17 protein-coding genes are annotated in these 16,717 nt (G+C 43.9%); all 17 read left to right on the forward strand.

Features of this window, described 5'->3' with window-relative positions; genetic code table 11:
• Window positions 1–153 precede the first annotated feature (153 nt).
• Entirely contained in the window at window positions 154–1,662 is a 1,509-nt protein-coding gene (locus SRRS_RS10370) for an acetyl-CoA hydrolase/transferase family protein (RefSeq protein ID WP_371368537.1), read from the forward strand.
• Between the two features lie 172 nt (window positions 1,663–1,834).
• Window positions 1,835–3,475, forward strand: a complete 1,641-nt coding sequence (locus SRRS_RS10375) for a methylmalonyl-CoA mutase (RefSeq protein ID WP_371369788.1) — start codon at window positions 1,835–1,837, stop codon at window positions 3,473–3,475.
• A gap of 20 nt (window positions 3,476–3,495) precedes the next feature.
• On the forward strand, window positions 3,496–3,888 hold the full coding sequence (locus SRRS_RS10380; protein WP_371368539.1) for a cobalamin B12-binding domain-containing protein: 393 nt from the start codon (window positions 3,496–3,498) through the stop codon (window positions 3,886–3,888).
• Window positions 3,889–3,927: 39 nt separating this feature from the next.
• Window positions 3,928–4,866 (forward strand): methylmalonyl Co-A mutase-associated GTPase MeaB, encoded by a 939-nt coding sequence (meaB, locus tag SRRS_RS10385; protein ID WP_371368541.1) that lies wholly within the window; start codon window positions 3,928–3,930, stop codon window positions 4,864–4,866.
• A gap of 106 nt (window positions 4,867–4,972) precedes the next feature.
• Window positions 4,973–5,398 (forward strand): methylmalonyl-CoA epimerase, encoded by a 426-nt coding sequence (gene mce / locus SRRS_RS10390; RefSeq protein ID WP_371368543.1) that lies wholly within the window; start codon window positions 4,973–4,975, stop codon window positions 5,396–5,398.
• A gap of 29 nt (window positions 5,399–5,427) precedes the next feature.
• Entirely contained in the window at window positions 5,428–6,957 is a 1,530-nt protein-coding gene (locus tag SRRS_RS10395) for a carboxyl transferase domain-containing protein (RefSeq protein ID WP_371368545.1), read from the forward strand.
• 46 nt (window positions 6,958–7,003) lie between these two features.
• Window positions 7,004–7,267 (forward strand): OadG family transporter subunit, encoded by a 264-nt coding sequence (locus SRRS_RS10400; RefSeq protein WP_371368546.1) that lies wholly within the window; start codon window positions 7,004–7,006, stop codon window positions 7,265–7,267.
• 38 nt (window positions 7,268–7,305) lie between these two features.
• Window positions 7,306–7,704, forward strand: a complete 399-nt coding sequence (locus SRRS_RS10405) for a biotin/lipoyl-containing protein (RefSeq protein WP_371368548.1) — start codon at window positions 7,306–7,308, stop codon at window positions 7,702–7,704.
• Between the two features lie 135 nt (window positions 7,705–7,839).
• On the forward strand, window positions 7,840–8,997 hold the full coding sequence (locus SRRS_RS10410; protein WP_371368549.1) for a sodium ion-translocating decarboxylase subunit beta: 1,158 nt from the start codon (window positions 7,840–7,842) through the stop codon (window positions 8,995–8,997).
• Between the two features lie 13 nt (window positions 8,998–9,010).
• Window positions 9,011–9,172, forward strand: coding sequence for a hypothetical protein (locus SRRS_RS10415; protein ID WP_371368551.1), 162 nt, complete (start codon window positions 9,011–9,013; stop codon window positions 9,170–9,172).
• A 120-nt stretch (window positions 9,173–9,292) separates the two neighbouring features.
• Complete coding sequence (locus SRRS_RS10420; protein ID WP_371368552.1) at window positions 9,293–10,594, forward strand: SLC13 family permease; 1,302 nt, start codon at window positions 9,293–9,295, stop codon at window positions 10,592–10,594.
• Between the two features lie 300 nt (window positions 10,595–10,894).
• Complete coding sequence (locus SRRS_RS10425; RefSeq protein WP_371368554.1) at window positions 10,895–12,250, forward strand: SLC13 family permease; 1,356 nt, start codon at window positions 10,895–10,897, stop codon at window positions 12,248–12,250.
• Window positions 12,251–12,420: 170 nt separating this feature from the next.
• Complete coding sequence (locus SRRS_RS10430; RefSeq protein WP_371368555.1) at window positions 12,421–12,966, forward strand: hypothetical protein; 546 nt, start codon at window positions 12,421–12,423, stop codon at window positions 12,964–12,966.
• Window positions 12,967–13,361: 395 nt separating this feature from the next.
• A complete protein-coding gene (locus SRRS_RS10435; RefSeq protein ID WP_371369790.1) occupies window positions 13,362–13,760 on the forward strand; it encodes a SoxR reducing system RseC family protein in 399 nt (132 codons plus the stop codon).
• Between the two features lie 53 nt (window positions 13,761–13,813).
• Window positions 13,814–15,139: an electron transport complex subunit RsxC gene (gene rsxC / locus SRRS_RS10440; protein ID WP_371368557.1), complete on the forward strand. Its 1,326-nt coding sequence runs from the start codon at window positions 13,814–13,816 to the stop codon at window positions 15,137–15,139.
• A gap of 12 nt (window positions 15,140–15,151) precedes the next feature.
• Complete coding sequence (locus tag SRRS_RS10445) at window positions 15,152–16,126, forward strand: RnfABCDGE type electron transport complex subunit D (protein WP_371368558.1); 975 nt, start codon at window positions 15,152–15,154, stop codon at window positions 16,124–16,126.
• A gap of 5 nt (window positions 16,127–16,131) precedes the next feature.
• Entirely contained in the window at window positions 16,132–16,707 is a 576-nt protein-coding gene (locus tag SRRS_RS10450) for an RnfABCDGE type electron transport complex subunit G (protein ID WP_371368560.1), read from the forward strand.
• Window positions 16,708–16,717 lie beyond the last annotated feature (10 nt).

Genomic DNA, 16,717 nt, shown 5'->3' on the forward strand with positions numbered 1-16,717 from the left:
CCTAGGTTTGTTTTGTTAATGTGCAAAATAAACTTGTAGGTGCTTTTTTATTATTCGGCTGACAGCGTTCGAATATTTTTGGCTGATTTCCTAACAATAACAATGATTATACCTAAATTTAGTATAAAAAATATTTGAAAGGGAGAGTGCGCAATGATTGACATTAAAGATCGTGTTAGAAACAAAGCTTTACATGCTAAAATTGTCAGCGCAGAAGAGGCAGCAGCTAGTATTAAACCGGGAATGAATATTGGTGCCAGTGGTTTTACTCCTGCTGGTTATCCAAAAGCAGTTCCGCTTGCATTAGCTGAGAGAATTAAGAAGGAAAATTTCAAAGTAAACCTTTGGACAGGTGCTTCCGTTGGTAAAGAACTTGATGGTGCTTTGGCAGAAGTTAAGGGGATTGCCAAACGTCTTCCATATCAAACTAACGACGCAATTAGAAAATCAATTAATAGCGGAGAAATTCAGTACACTGATTTACACTTAAGTCATGTCGCACAGATGTCTCGCTATGGCTTTTTAGGCGGGAAAGTTGATGTAGCTATTATTGAGGCTTGTGCCATTACCGAAGAAGGTCATATTGTACCAACTACTTCACTTGGTAACTCGGCTTCTTTTGTGCAAAGTGCAGATTTCGTTATTGTTGAATTAAACACCAGCCAGCCGTTAGAACTGGAAGGAATGCATGATGTTTATATTCCTCTCGATCCCCCGCATCGTCAACCAATTCCGTTGGTAAACCCTGATGACCGTATCGGTACTCCGTATATTCCTTGCGGACCTGATAAAATTGCTTACATAGTTCCTTGCGATATTCCGGATGCTGTTCGTCCGTTAGCAGCTATCGATGATGATGCCCGGGCTATGACTGGACATCTTATTGATTTCCTTAAACACGAAATAAAAGCAGGTCGTATGCCGAAAAACCTGCTGCCTTTGCAGTCGGGTGTAGGTTCGGTGGCTAATGCTGTTGTTGCGGGTTTAGCCAATTCTGATTTCGAAAATCTCTCTGTTTACACAGAAGTTATCCAAGATGGAATGTTGGATTTGATTGATGCTGGCAAATTGACTATAGCTTCAGGTACATCCATTACTCCATCTCCGGATGGATTGAAGCGCCTTTATGCTAATATTGGCGAGTATCGTAAGAAGATTATGCTGCGGCCGCAAGAAATTGCTAATAGCCCTGAGATTGCCCGTCGTATTGGTGTAATTGCAATGAATACTGCCATTGAATTTGATATATATGGTCATGTTAACTCTACTCATATTATGGGAACAAAGATGATGAATGGTATCGGCGGTTCCGGGGACTTTGCCCGTAATGCGTATTTGACCTTCTTCTTCTCCAACTCGATTGCTAAAAAAGGTGATATTTCTTCCATTGTTCCTATGTGTTCGCATTTTGACCACACCGAACATGACGTTGATGTATTTATTACCGAGCGTGGCGTTGCCGATATCCGCGGCTTAAGCCCTAAAGAAAGAGCCCGTGTTATTATTAAAAATTGTGCGCATCCTGACTATCAGCCAATGCTTATGGATTATCTGGAACGGGCTGAAAAGGCTACTGGTAATGCGCATACTCCACATATAATTAACGAAGCACTATCGTGGCATACTCGCTTCCTGGAAACAGGCAGTATGAAAATAAAGTAGGCTAGCTTTTGGGTAGGGGGTACCCTGGACTAAAGTTAGTCGCTCTTATCCGAAATTAACCGCTCATAACTCCCAATTAAATTTGGGAGTTTTCGAGCGGATTATCAATGGGTAAGATAGGAAGACTAGAATATATATTTAAAGGAGGACTTAGAATATGTGCACAGCTAACATGGACAATTTAAAGCAAAAAATGGCTGAGTACACCGGTAAGGTGGACAAAGCACTAGCCAAATTCCCGGAACGTAAAAACCTGTCTCATAACAGGCTTTACACTCCGCTTGACATCGAAGGTCTTGATTATGAAAAAGATCTCGGTTTTCCTGGTCAATATCCCTTTACTCGCGGTGTACAACCCACTATGTATCGGGGACGTTTCTGGACCATGCGTATGTACGCAGGTTTCTCTACCGCTGAGGAATCCAATAAACGCTATCGTTATCTCTTAGAGTCCGGTGGTACCGGCTTATCTTGCGCCTTTGACTTGCCGACCCAGATCGGTTATGACTCTGATGATCCTATTTCTGAAGGTGAAGTTGGTAAAGTAGGCGTTGCCATTGACTCGCTGGCTGACATGGAAATTCTGTTCGATAGCATAGATCTTGGTAAAGTATCTACTTCAATGACTATCAATGCTCCGGCATCTGTACTGCTTGCTATGTATATTGCCGTTGCTGAAAAACAAGGTGTAAGCCCTGATAAATTGAACGGAACTATTCAGAATGACATTTTGAAAGAATACGCTGCCCGTGGTACTTATATCTTCCCGCCTAAACCTTCCATGCGTCTTATCACTAACATTTTTGAATATTGCTCTAAAAACGTTCCTAACTGGAATACCATCTCTATTTCGGGTTACCATATCCGTGAAGCCGGTTCCACCGCTTCACAAGAAATCGCGTTCACAATCGCTGACGGGATCGCCTATGTTGACGCCGCTATTAAGGCCGGCTTGAACGTAGATGATTTTGCCGGACGTCTGTCCTTCTTCTGGAACGCTCATAACAACGTGCTTGAAGAAGTAGCTAAATTCCGCGCTTCCCGCCGCGTATGGGCCAAAGTAATGAAAGAGCGTTTTGGCGCTACTAATCCGAAATCTTGGATGCTTCGTGTACACACCCAAACTGCCGGCTCCATGCTTACAGCGCAGCAGCCTGACAACAACATCGTCCGTGTTGCTCTTCAGACAGCTGCCGCAGTACTTGGTGGTACTCAATCTCTCCATACGAACTCCAAAGATGAGGCATTGGCTCTGCCTACAGAAGATTCTGTACGTATTGCACTTCGTACCCAGCAAATCGTTGCTTATGAAAGCGGTTTAGCTGATGTTGTTGACCCACTTGCCGGTTCTTACTACATTGAAGCTCTCACTAATCAAATTGAAAAAGAAGCTTGGGAATACATTAGTAAGATTGATGACATCGGCGGCGCTGTTGTGGCTATTGAACAAGGCTACATTCAGCGTGAAATTCAAGAGAGCGCTTACAAATGGCAAATGGAAGTTGAAAACAAACAACGTGTTATCGTTGGTGTTAACCAATTCCAAGTTGAAGAAAAACCAGTTGAAGGTCTGCTGCGCGTAGATGCTTCCGTTGGCGAACTGCAGAAGAAAAAGTTGGCTGACCTTCGCGCCCGTCGTGACAATGCCGCTGTTCAAGCAGCGCTTACCAAACTGGAAGCAGGCTGCAAAGATGAGAACACCAATCTTATGCCGCTTATTGTTGATGCGGTTAAAACCTATGCAACTCTTGGTGAAATCTGTGGCGTAATGCGTAAAGTATTCGGCGAATACGAAGCGCATGTAAGCCTATAAGCTGAGTAGGAGGGACAACGATGGAAAAACGTATTAGAGTATTGGTAGCAAAGCCTGGTCTGGATGGTCATGACCGCGGCGCCAAAGTCGTAGCCCGCGCTCTCCGCGATGCCGGCTTTGAAGTAATCTACACTGGCCTCAGGCAGACTCCGGAACAAATTGTTGAGGCGTCACTGCAAGAAGACGTAAACGTTGTAGCTTTAAGCCTTTTATCAGGCGCCCATAACCACCTTTTCCCGCGCATTGTTGAATTGTGCAAACAAAAAGGCATGAGCGATGTGCTCATTGTCGGCGGCGGTGTTATTCCTGATGCCGATATCCCTGGTCTTAAAGCCGCTGGTGTAGCAGAAGTATTTACTCCTGGTACTCCGACCAGCAGCATTGTTGAGTTTATTAAAGCTAACGTAAAATAAATGGCTTGCCACTTATGTAACGAAGCAGGTGATTTATAGATGAATATAGTTGAAGAGGTGCTGGCAGGGTCCAAACGGGCCCTGGCCCGCGCCATCACCGCTGTGGAAAACGAATATGATGAAGCAGCCGCAATTATGCAGCAACTCTATCCTCATACCGGCAGAGCGCAGGTAATAGGCATTACCGGCCCCCCGGGGGCAGGCAAAAGCACACTTACTGATAAATTGGCTAAAGAATACCGCAGGCAGGGTAAAACGGTGGGAATTATTGCTGTTGACCCAACTAGTCCTTTTTCCGGCGGTGCTATTTTAGGTGACCGCATTCGGATGAACGAACTAACGATGGATGAGGGCGTTTTTATCAGAAGCATGGGAACAAGGGGTAGTTTAGGCGGCTTATCGCGAAAAACAGCCGATGCTGTTAAAATTATGGATGCTTCTGGTAAGGACATCATCTTTATTGAAACAGTTGGCGTTGGTCAATCAGAAGTAGATGTTATTAAGGCTGCGGATACCACCTTGGTAGTCTTGGTGCCTGGACTTGGTGATGATATTCAGGCAATTAAAGCCGGTATTTTAGAAATTGCGGATGTATTTGCGATTAACAAAGCAGATAGGGATGGAGTCGATCGTTTAAATACCGAAATAGAAATGATGCTTGATCTAAACCAAACAATGGTCGACTGGCGGCCGCCGGTAAAACGGACAGTAGCCAGCAAAGGCGAAGGCATTGCTGAGCTCATCGGTACCATCGAAGACCATATTACCCATTTGCAACAGTCCGGACAGTTAGCTGTCAGACGTACGGAACGTACGAGAAATGAGTTGCTTACATTGCTGGATGAGCAAATTGGCAGGTATATACTTAAGCACATTGCTACAGGCGGAAACTTCGACTCTTTAGTCGCATCTGTCGAAAAGCGAGAGCAAGATCCTTATACAGTGGTTTCTGATCTTTTGCGACAAGTTTTGCGGTAAGAGAAAATGAAAGTATTTGGTAGGAAAATATAGTACCAGATATTAAAATATGGTATTATATATATGGATTGGATTAATCAATCTAATATAAATAGGAGGTAGTGGCATGTCTGTAAATGCTCGTAATTTTAAAGTTCTTAGAGTTGACCATATCGGTATTGCAGTAAAAGATATGGAACAAGCTAAAAAGTTTTACACAGATGTACTTGGTATGACAGCTATGGGTGAAGAAGTCGTTGAACAGCAAAAAGTAAAAGTATGCTTTATTCCTTGCGGCGACAGCGAAGTTGAACTTTTAGAGTCTACTTCTCCCGATGGCCCTGTAGCAAAATTCATCGAAAAGAACGGCGAAGGCATCCAACATGTTGCGCTTCGTGTTGACAACATTGAAGCTGCACTTGCTGATCTGAAAGAGCAAGGCATTCGCTTGATCGATGAGACACCACGCTATGGTGCCGGCGGCGCCAGTATTGCGTTCGTACATCCGAAAGCTACCGGTGGTATCTTATTAGAACTGTCCGAGCGCAAGTAATCCCCAAGTAATGGAGGTGTTTTTCTAGAATGGCTACAATCCAAGAAAAAATTGAGGACCTGAAAAAACGCCAGGAAAAAGTTAAACTAGGCGGCGGTCAAAAACGTATTGATAAACAGCATGCCAACGGCAAACTTACCGCGCGTGAGCGTATTGAAAAGCTGTTAGACCCTGGTACTTTTGTTGAACTTGATCAATTTGTTCGTCATCGCTGCACTAACTTCGGTATGGAGAAAGAAGAAGCTCCAGGCGAAGGCGTAGTAACTGGTTATGGTACAGTTGACGGACGTTTAGTTTATGTATTCGCTCAAGACTTTACCGTAATCGGTGGCTCTTTGGGTGAAATGCATGCAGCTAAGATCGTAAAAGTACAAAAACTGGCTCTTAAAATGGGCGCACCATTAATCGGTATTAACGATTCCGGCGGCGCACGCATTCAAGAAGCTGTTGACGCATTATCCGGCTATGGCAAAATTTTCTTAGAAAATACCCTGGCTTCTGGTGTAATTCCGCAAATTTCGGTAATCATGGGACCATGTGCCGGTGGCGCTGTATACTCCCCTGCTCTGACTGACTTTATCTACATGGTTAAAAACACCAGCCAAATGTTTATTACTGGTCCGCAGGTTATTAAATCAGTTACCGCTGAAGAAGTAACTGCAGAGCAACTGGGCGGTGCTATGACCCACAATGCTACTTCAGGTGTGGCTCATTTCGCAACTGAAAACGATGACGACTGCATGCAGCAAGTTCGCTATCTGTTAAGCTTCCTCCCAAGCAACAACTTGGACGAGTCTCCTATTGTTGATACTGGCGATGATGCTAACCGTATGGATGAGAGTCTTAACACACTGCTGCCGGACAACCCCAATCAGCCTTACAACATGAAAGACGTTATAAAGTCTATTGTTGACAATGGCGAATTCTATGAAGTTTGTGCACATTTTGCACAAAACATCATTACATGCTTCGCTCGCTTTGATGGTCAGGCAGTAGGCATTATTGCTAACCAGCCTAATGTTATGGCCGGTTGCCTGGATGTCAACGCTTCAGACAAATCTGCACGCTTTATCCGGTTCTGTGACGCCTTTAATCTGCCACTTGTTAACCTTGTTGACGTTCCTGGCTTCCTGCCTGGTACTGACCAAGAGTACGGCGGTATTATTCGTCACGGCGCAAAAATGCTTTATGCATATTGTGAAGCTACTGTACCTAAAGTTACCGTTATTACCCGTAAGGCATATGGTGGTTCCTACTTAGCTATGTGCTCTCAAGACCTTGGTGCTGACCAAGTATTAGCTTGGCCAAGTGCAGAAATCGCGGTTATGGGTCCTGCTGGTGCTGCTAACATTATCTTCCGTGGCGACCCGGAAGCAGCAGAAAAAACAGCTAAGTATGTCGAAGACTTCGCAACCCCGTACAAAGCAGCAGAACGTGGCTTTGTTGACCAAGTAATTGAACCGAAAGAAACCCGGCCGCGAGTTATTACCGCGCTCAGCATGCTGGCAACTAAACGCGAACAGCGTCCAGCTAAGAAGCACGGCAATATTCCGCTGTAATTCTCTCGCTTAAGCTTCTAGAGCGGAAAGAAAGGGGATAGATAACGTGGGCTTTTTTGACTCCTTATTCGGCACACCCGAGCCGCCTAAGCCTAAGAAAAAGAAGAAAAAACCAGTCGAGGCAACTCAGGCTGAATCTTCGATGGCGGTAGAGGCAGAGGGTATTAGCCCTGAAGTCGTTGCTGTTATTACTGCCAGCATCTACGCGATGATGGGAACAGGCAATCTTGCCGTTAGGATTACCCGTACTGGTAACCAGTGGGCTAATGTTGGACGACAAAAGGTTATGGATAGCCGTCAGTTCGCCTAAACATATAGAACACCATCAATGAATGGAGGTCCTTTAGAATGAAAAAATTTAATGTAACAGTTAATGGCAATACGTATGAGGTAGAGGTAGAAGAAGTAGGCGGTGCTGTTTCAGCTCAGCCTCGTCCGGTTGCTGCTGCACCTGCGGCAGCCCCTGCACCTGCTGCCGCTCCTGCTCCTAAAGCTGCAGCTTCCGCTGCTGCACCTGCACAAGTTGGTGCCGGCGATACCCCAATAACTGCACCAATGCCTGGTAAAGTCAGCAAAGTTGTTGCTAAAGCCGGTCAAAGCGTGAAAAAAGGTGAGGTAATCCTCATTCTTGAAGCCATGAAAATGCAAAACGAGATTGGCGCTCCTGCTGATGGTACTATTAAGTCTATCAATGTAAACGCTGGTCAAAACGTAAAACCTGGTGAGGTTATGGCCGTTCTGGGCTAAGATGCACTATAAAAGGAAATAGTGCGGATCTCTACTCCGCACTATTTCCTAACAATCCTATATCGACTAAAAAATAGATAATTTACTTAATATTCAGGTCTTTCATCAACATATATTAGGAGGTAAACAATACACATGGAAGCATTGATTCACCAGTATCCCTGGCTTGACGAACTTCTCATGGGCTTCCTGGGTCTTTCCTGGAAGCATGTGGTTATGTGGGGTATCGGCGCATTGCTGATTTATCTAGCCGTAAAACATGACTACGAACCGTCACTTCTTTTACCTATCGGTTTTGGCGCAGTTCTGGCCAATATTCCTCACTCTTCTGCTGTATCAACCGTTCCTGGTGAAGAAGGATTTTTAATTGTACTCTATAATGCTGGTATTGCAAATGAGTTGTTCCCTGTACTTATCTTTGTTGCAATTGGTGCGATGTGTGATTTTGCGCCGCTCATTCGCCGTCCGTCGGTTATGTTATTTGCGGCTGCCGCCCAATTCGGTATATTTGCAACTGCTATCGGTGCAACTTTGGTAGGTTTCTCCTTTGAACATGCCGCTTCAATCGGTATCATTGGTGCTGCCGACGGTCCGACAACTATTTATGTTGCTAGCCGTTTTGCTCAAGAACTGTTAGGACCTCTGTCGGTTGCTGCCTATTGCTACATGTCGCTGGTTCCGGTAATTCAACCGCCTGTTATTAAAGCAATCACTACTGAGAGTGAACGTAAGATTAAAATGGGATTTGAAGGGGAAGAGCCTGTTTCCCAGACCACGAAGTTCCTTTTCCCAATTATGATTGTGGTTATTGCTGGTATCGTAGCTCCGATCTCAGTTGCTCTTATTGGCAGCTTGATGTTCGGAAACCTCTTGAAGGAGAGCGGTGTTGTTGAGAATCTTTCCAGCGCTGCTGAGAACGAGCTTGCTAACCTTGTAACTTTGCTTCTTGGTATCACTGTTGGTGGCACTATGACCGCTGAACGCTTCCTGACTTTTGACGTTCTCTTGATCATGGCTCTAGGCGCTGTAGCCTTCGTATTTGATACTGTTGGCGGCGTACTCTTTGCCAAGCTTTTAAATATATTTAGCAAAACTAAGATTAATCCTATGATTGGTGCTTGCGGAATTTCGGCCTTCCCAATGTCTGGCCGTGTAATCGCTAAGATGGCTCTTAAAGAAGATCCCACTAACTTCATTATCCAGCATGCTATTGGGGTAAACGTTGCCGGACAGGTAGCTTCTGTTGTGGCCGGCGGCTTAGTACTTGCCCTGATTCCGGCACTGGCGAAATAGGGGAGGTAAATAGATGGAAAGCGCATTTTCAAAAGCAGTTACGTTAATGGCAGTAGCACTGCCGACAATGTTTGCCGTTATCGCCGTTTTTATTGCAGCTACTAAAGCGCTGCATGCCGCGTTTCCTGCGCCGGTAGAAGACGATGATGATGAATATGAAGACGACGAAGACTAAAAATTTATATTAAATAACCAGCAAGCATGCCTATATGCATTTGAATTCGTTTATAATTCTCTTGCGGAAGAAAATGTAGTTTAGCTGGAATAGTACATGCAATAGGGAGAGGGAAAATTTATGGAGATCAGTACCGCTGCGTTGGCGTCAATTATAGCGTTAGCTATTGTCGTTCTCATTTCCTGCTTTAAGGAAATGAATGTTGGTATTCTTGGTATTGCTTCCGCGTTACTTGTAGGCATAATGTTCTCAGGAATGAAAGTTGCCGCCATTTTCAAAGGCTGGCCGGTTGGTCTGTTTATGATCTTAATCGGTGTAACTTTCATGTTTGCTTGTGCTCAAGTAAACGGTACTATGGAAAAATTTAGTGCCTATGCAGTGCGCTTAGCTAAAGGTAACACTGCCTTAATTCCTATAATTTTGTTTGTTCTCATTACCGTTGTTACAACAATCGGCCCTGGTAATATTGCTGCAACAGCACTTATGGCCCCGGTAGCCATGGCTATTGCCGGCCGCATCGGTGTTCCTGCTTTTGCAATGACTCTATTGGTAGTTGGTGCTGCAAACGGCGCTGCTTTCTCACCGTTTGCACCAACAGGTATCATTTCAAACGGTATCATCGCCAAGATGGCTCCAGGACTTGGTATTCCAGCCGATCAACTTAATAGCTTAGCATGGAAAGTACATTTCAATTCAGAAGTTGTACAAGGCATCGTAAACTTCGGCGGCTTTTTCTTACTTGGCGGCTGGGCTTGGATGCGCAAACAACGTGGTTCAGCAGCACTTAATATTGATGAAATTGCACCTAAACCAGAACCATTTGACTCTAAGCAGGTAGCTACTTTAGTTGGTATTGCTGCATTAGTGCTTTCAGTAATCATCCTTAAATGGGATGTTGGTGCAGTTGCCTTTGGTATTGGTTCTATATTTATGTTGTTTGGGATAGCTGATGATGCAAAAGCAGTTAAGGCAATGCCTTGGGGAGTAATCCTCATGGTTTGCGGTATGTCGGTTCTGATTGATATTATGGATCAGGCCGGTGGCTTAAACGCGCTTGTTCAAATGATTGCCGTAGTATCTAACCCAACGACGGTAAACGGTGTATTAGGTTTCATTACCGGTCTTATCTCAGCCTATTCAAGTTCGTCAGGTGTGGTTATGCCTATGTTCCTGCCAATGGTTCCTGGCCTTATCCAGCAGGTTGGCGGCGGGAATCCGGTAGCAATGATTTCCTCCATTAACATTGGCTCACATATTGTTGACACTTCACCGTTATCTACTCTTGGCGCTTTATGTATTGCCTGCGCGGCTGAGCATGAAGATAAAGCTAAGTTATTTAGAAATCTAATGTTGTGGGGTTTGTCAATGGCAGTCGTAGGTGCAGTAGTGTGCTATGTAGCCTTTGGTATCCTCGGTTTATAAAACAGAATAAAAGGCGGGGGAGTGATTTTTCTCCCTCTTCCGTCTTTTTATTGTACTCACTTTTTCGGCAAAAACCGTCGAAATGTGTCGAAACGAGAAAAATTATATCTTTAGTCTTTCTAGAGAAAGTTGAGATATGATTTTTTTTGCTCCAGATTTTTCAGATTAGTATGTTTTATCTAAAAATAAGAAAATAGTGTAAAGGGGGTATTGGACGGAACAAAGCGTGGAATATTATAAAAAGCTAGCAGTCATCTAGGGTTTATTACAACAAAGCTATAATGTGGGGAGGAAATGTAAATGGAAATTTCAATGGCAGCGATAATGTCAATAGTTGCATTAGTGATTGTTGTAATTATCAGCTGTGTAAATGAAGATCTCAACGTAGGTTTCCTTAGTATTGGTTTTGCCATTATTGTAGGTGGCATCTGGGGCGGCTTAACTGGCGCTAAAGTAATGGAATCGTTCCCTCTTAGCTTATTCATGATCTTAGTTGGTGTAACCTTTATGTTCGGTATGGCTCAGACCAACGGAACAATGGAGAAATTAACCTCATATTCCGTTCGACTCTGTAAAGGAAACACAGCCCTTATTCCCCTGATTGTATACGCTTTGACTACTTTTGTAACAACAATCGGCCCTGGCAATATTGCTGGTTGCGCTCTTATGGCACCTGTTGCGATGGCTATAGCCGCAAGGGTAGGAATGCCTGCATTTTTAATGACACTAATAGTTGTAGGCGCGGCTAATGGTGCGGCGTTCTCTCCTTTCGCTCCAACTGGTATTATTTCCAATGGAATCATTGCTAAAATGGCTCCTGGCTTAGGTATTCCGGCTGAGCAACTGAACAGCTTAGCCTGGAAAATTCACTTCAACTCAGAGCTCGCGCAAGGTTTTGTTAATATTGGCGGATTCTTCGTTCTCGGTGGTTGGGCATGGATTCAGAAGCAGCGTGGGGCCAGTTTGAATATTGATGAGTTAGCTCCGAAACCGGAACCTTTTAACAAACATCAATGGCTGACTCTGGCTATGGTTTTTGTTCTGATTATAATGGTAGTGCTTCCCGGTCTTCCAGCCTTCAAACCATTCTTTAAAGCCAATGTATGGCTGGCCAATATGCTTTCTAATGTTGGTACCGTAGCATTCATTCTCTCCGGAGTATTAATGCTTGCCGGTTCCGGCGACAGCAAAGCCTCTGTTAAAGTAATGCCTTGGGGCGTTATCATGATGGTATGCGGTGTATCGGTACTTATCGATGTTATGGACAAAGCCGGTGGCTTAAATGCAATGGTAAAAATGATTGGAGCCATTTCCAATTCTACGACTATTAACTTCTTCCTGGGACTTATCCCTGGTATTATTTCCGCATACTCCAGCTCTTCAGGCGTAGTAATGCCCATGTTCCTGCCAATGGTGCCTGGTCTTATTAAGGAAATCGGCGGTGGTAACCCGATCGCCATGATTTCTTCTATTAACATCGGCGCTCACCTTGTGGATACTTCACCATTGTCTACTCTTGGCGCATTGTGTATTGCCTGTGCTGGTGAGCACGAAGATAAAGCCAAACTGTTCCGTAACCTTCTTATTTGGGGCTTGGCTATGTCCGTAGTCGGTGCTGTCGTGTGCTATGTTTTCTTTGGACTGCTTGGTTTCTAAAAGAAATGCAGTGTGAAATAGGCCGGGCTAATAACCCGGTCTATTATTTTTAAGAAATGTCATAAGAATATAGACGAATTTGCCAAAATCTTTTAGGATAACTACCCAGGATTTTATTGGATTTAACGAGAAGTATATTGGTAAAACAGTTTTATGGAGGATTTATTATATTGAAAAATTTAGTAGTACAATCGGAAGCCAGTAGAAAAAATGTTATTGTTATGACTATAGCAGTTTCGATCTTTGCAGCTCTTGTTATTTTTTCACTATACAAATGGTTTGCTCTAAAAATATTTCATCCATTAGAACTAATGGCCGAGGCTATGGTTTTATTTGTACTTATCGAACGGATGTCAGCTAAGTATACCTACGAAATGGAAAAGAAGGTTTTGAAACTTACTAAGCGCGGTCTTTTAGGCAGTGTCAGTCATGAAGTACCTTACCGCGATATTTTTGGTATATATCAGTATAAACCGCAACTCATCGGCGTTATAAAATTTCGCCGGACATACCGTTTTAACTCGGCCCTTGATGCACGTAATGTATGGACGCTAGCATATACCGTACCTGGGTATAAAGGGAAAATGGAAAATCGGCGGTTTTATTTTAAGCCAAACAGTGAATTATTAGCAGCGTTAAAGACAAAGTTACCAGATAAAGTCATGGTTCCGGAAGAAGAAGTAATTAAAGAAGTACTAAGTCAAGAGAAAGAGTGAATTTTAATACTTTTAGAAAAATAATAATATATATGAATATTAAATATAATTGTGAATTTTAATAAAACATACATTTGCAATCTAAAAAGCTCTCCGGACATTACAAATAATGCCGCGGAAAGCTTTTTTAAAATTAAGTATGTAAAAAATAAAAGATTTTGTACAAAATTTCACAAAAGAGTATAGCAATTTTTCAGAAAATCTGGTATTGTAAGTACAGTTAGAATTTTTCAAATATACCGAAAGTGATTAACTGGAAATGTGAAAAAAGTAATTTGTGATAAAATGAAGGTATATAATTTTTTGACGCGAATATAATAACCCGTTTTCACCAGAAAGGATTCAAGTCTAATCCTGCCAAAGGAGGAATTACACTGGAAAAGCAGCAGGAAGGAATAGTTGTAGAAGTTCTTGGTGATATGGCCAAAGTAAAAGCCAGTCGTCACAGTGATTGCGAAAATTGCGGAAATTGCCCGGGAAGTAGTGCAATCGTGGTGGAAGCGCTAAATCCAGTAGGAGCGCAACGTGGCCAGCGCGTAGCCATTGAAATTAAAGAAGTAAACATGCTTAAAGCCGCTTTTATTGTCTACATGCTACCGCTGATTGCCGCTGTTGCGGGAGCATTTGCTGGCAACTATATTGCAAATCTTCAACATGCAGTTGATCCATTGTGGTATCAACTTGGCGGCGGGTTTGTGGCTTTTGGTTTATCTATTATCTACATTAAGTTTTTTGATCGCAATGCCAGAACCGATGACAAAATGAAACCGGTAATTGTCCGTATTTTGTCGTAGGCAGGTTAACATAGGCGATTAAATTAATTGTACCAAACAGAAGGAGTGAAATCATGGCAAAAAGCTTTCGCGGGGGGGTTCATCCCGACGACCGCAAACGGTATACAGCTGCTAAAGCGATAGAAGTGGCATCAATACCGCAAAAAGTCATCATTCCTACCAGGCAGCATCTGGGAGCGCCCTGCGCACCCATAGTCAAGGTGGGCGATCTGGTCAAGAAAGGACAGGTTGTTGCAGAGGCTCAAGCCTTTGTAGCTAGTCCTATTCATGCTTCAACTTCTGGTAAAGTAGTAGAAATTGCTGAATATCCTCATCCTGTTTTTGGCACTTGCCAAGCCGTTGTTATTGAAAGTGACGGTCAGGATGAGTGGCTACCCGGTTTACCGTTAAGTCGTGACTGGCAGTCACTTGACGTTAAAGAACTCAAAGACATTGTTCGGCTTGCCGGCATTGTAGGTATGGGTGGGGCAACATTCCCGACTCATGTTAAAATGTCACCGCCGCCGGAAAAACCTATTGACTCCTTCATTTTAAACGGAGCAGAATGTGAACCATATCTGACTGCCGACCACCGGGTAATGCTGGAACAAACAGAACGTATTGTTACCGGTATGAAAATCGCTATGAAAATTCTTGGCGTTAATAGAGGTTATGTCGGTATTGAAGAAAATAAGCCGGACGCAATCGAAGTTATGCGTAAAGCTTGCGCTGGTTCCAGCATTGAAGTAGTTCCTCTTAAAACCAAATACCCACAGGGGGCAGAAAAAACTTTAATTAAGGTTATTCTGGACAGAGAGGTACCGTCAGGCGGATTACCAATGGATGTAGGTGCTGTAGTACAGAACGTTGGAACTCTGGTAGCTATAGCAGATGCTGTTGAAAAAGGCATTCCACTGATTGAGCGTGTTGCCACTGTTACCGGCGGCGCTATCGCTGAGCCTAAGAACATTCTGCTTAGAGTAGGGGCAACCTTTGCTCAGGCAGTGGCTATGTGTGGCGGTTTTAAAGAACAACCAGTCAAAGTTATCATGGGCGGTCCTATGATGGGTATGGCTCAAAGAACACTTGACGCGCCGGTTATAAAGGGAACATCCGGTATCTTAGCGCTGAGTGCAGCTGACGTTAATGTTGGGCCTGAGCGTCCGTGTATTCGCTGTGGTCGTTGCGTCGATGCTTGTCCGATGGGACTTGTGCCTAGTATGCTGAGTATTCTTGGCGAGCGAAGTGCGTTCTCCACTGCTAAGGAAGAATATGACCTCTTAGACTGCGTAGAGTGTGGTTCATGTGTATATGTGTGCCCGGCAAAACGCAATATTGTTCACTATATCAAGTTATCCAAAGCTCAAAACGCAGCAGCTGCGGCTGCACAAAAGAAATAGGAGGTGGGCGGTATGAGCGCAGAAGTAAAACTTGACACTGGTACTTTAACGGTTTCAGCATCACCGCACATCAGGTGCGACGAATCTATTGCTAAGATTATGTGGGCGGTCAACCTGGCATTAGCGCCGGCAGCGCTATTTTCCGTCTATCGTTTTGGTATGCCTGCCTTAACAAATATGCTGATATGTATTGTTGTGGCTGTGGCTACTGAGTATTTTATTCAAAAATGGCAGAACAAGCCAATTAGCGTTAATGATGGTAGTGCTTTTTTAACAGGCCTTTTACTTGCTATGAATATTCCGGCAACTTTGCCTTGGTATATGCCTGTATTTGGTACTGTGGCGGCTATTGCTATAGCTAAGCACACCATGGGCGGCCTTGGCTACAATATCTTTAACCCTGCACTCGTTGGCCGTGCAATAATGCTGGCTTCTTGGCCGGTAGCGATGACCACTTGGCCGGAAATGGCGAGCAAGTTGGATGGCGTTACCTCTGCAACTCCGCTTGGTATTTTAAAACTGCAAGGCTATGAAAAGCTTGTAGCCATCTTTGGCGATAAAGTAGAAATGTATAAGGCGCTCTTTATCGGTTCCCGCAGTGGCAGTATGGGTGAAACCTCTGCATTGTTGTTGATTCTTGGTGGCATATTCCTAATCTATCGTGGATATATCAACTGGCAGATTCCAGTATGTATGATTGGTACTGTTGGTGTGTTAACAGCCGCCTTCGGACATGACCCTGTCATGCATATGATGTCAGGTGGACTAATTTTGGGTGCATTCTACATGGCCACCGACATGGTTACTATTCCTATTACCGTAAAAGGTCAAATTATCTTTGCCGTAGGAGCGGGTGCGCTTACTGTATTAATCCGTTTATTAGGCGGGTATCCTGAGGGCGTTTGTTATGCAATCTTGCTAATGAACTGTGTGACACCACTTATTGACCTTTGGATTAAGCCTGCAAAATTTGGGGCAAGGAGGTAACGACCATGGCACATGATGCACACGCACATGACGATAAGAATAATAGCATTTTTAAAATTGCTATGAACTTAACCATAACCTGTTTTATATCAGGGGTCATCATTGCGGGAACGTATGCTATTACCGAACCGACTGCGGCCGAGCAACGTGTTAAGGCTAAGAATGACGCTATGAAAGAACTTGTTAAAGATGCCGAGGCCTTTAAAGCCATTGATGGCAAAGAAGGCTGGTATGCTGGCATAAAAGGCGGTAAAGTTATTGCCTATGTTGTACCTGCTAGCAGCAAAGGCTATGGTGGCAGCATTGATATGCTTGCCGCTGTGACTCCTGAAGGTAAGGCTATGGATTTCAAAGTTTTAAAACATAATGAGACTCCTGGTCTTGGCGATAAGATGGTGGAGCCTAAATTCCGTAAACAGTTTACCAATAAAGCTGCATCTGATATGGAAGTCGTCAAAGTTCCTACGGATAAAAATATTCAGGCGCTGACTGGTGCAACCATTACTTCCCGAGCCGTCACTAAGGGCGTAAGAGAAGCTGTAGAAGCGGTTGCCACGTATTCGGCCAGCCAGAAGAAGTGAGGTGTGGAAT

Origin of the sequence: Sporomusa rhizae (genome assembly GCF_041428845.1) — a bacterium.
Classification (GTDB): Bacteria; Bacillota; Negativicutes; order Sporomusales; family Sporomusaceae; genus Sporomusa; species Sporomusa rhizae.

Coding starts and splice junctions, on each gene's coding strand:
- SRRS_RS10370 (WP_371368537.1), top strand. CDS start 154: ATGATTGACATTAAAGATCGTGTTAGAAACAAAGCTTTACATGCTAAA.
- SRRS_RS10375 (WP_371369788.1), top strand. CDS start 1,835: ATGGACAATTTAAAGCAAAAAATGGCTGAGTACACCGGTAAGGTGGAC.
- SRRS_RS10380 (WP_371368539.1), top strand. CDS start 3,496: ATGGAAAAACGTATTAGAGTATTGGTAGCAAAGCCTGGTCTGGATGGT.
- meaB (WP_371368541.1), top strand. CDS start 3,928: ATGAATATAGTTGAAGAGGTGCTGGCAGGGTCCAAACGGGCCCTGGCC.
- mce (WP_371368543.1), top strand. CDS start 4,973: ATGTCTGTAAATGCTCGTAATTTTAAAGTTCTTAGAGTTGACCATATC.
- SRRS_RS10395 (WP_371368545.1), top strand. CDS start 5,428: ATGGCTACAATCCAAGAAAAAATTGAGGACCTGAAAAAACGCCAGGAA.
- SRRS_RS10405 (WP_371368548.1), top strand. CDS start 7,306: ATGAAAAAATTTAATGTAACAGTTAATGGCAATACGTATGAGGTAGAG.
- SRRS_RS10410 (WP_371368549.1), top strand. CDS start 7,840: ATGGAAGCATTGATTCACCAGTATCCCTGGCTTGACGAACTTCTCATG.
- SRRS_RS10415 (WP_371368551.1), top strand. CDS start 9,011: ATGGAAAGCGCATTTTCAAAAGCAGTTACGTTAATGGCAGTAGCACTG.
- SRRS_RS10420 (WP_371368552.1), top strand. CDS start 9,293: ATGGAGATCAGTACCGCTGCGTTGGCGTCAATTATAGCGTTAGCTATT.
- SRRS_RS10425 (WP_371368554.1), top strand. CDS start 10,895: ATGGAAATTTCAATGGCAGCGATAATGTCAATAGTTGCATTAGTGATT.
- rsxC (WP_371368557.1), top strand. CDS start 13,814: ATGGCAAAAAGCTTTCGCGGGGGGGTTCATCCCGACGACCGCAAACGG.
- SRRS_RS10445 (WP_371368558.1), top strand. CDS start 15,152: ATGAGCGCAGAAGTAAAACTTGACACTGGTACTTTAACGGTTTCAGCA.
- SRRS_RS10450 (WP_371368560.1), top strand. CDS start 16,132: ATGGCACATGATGCACACGCACATGACGATAAGAATAATAGCATTTTT.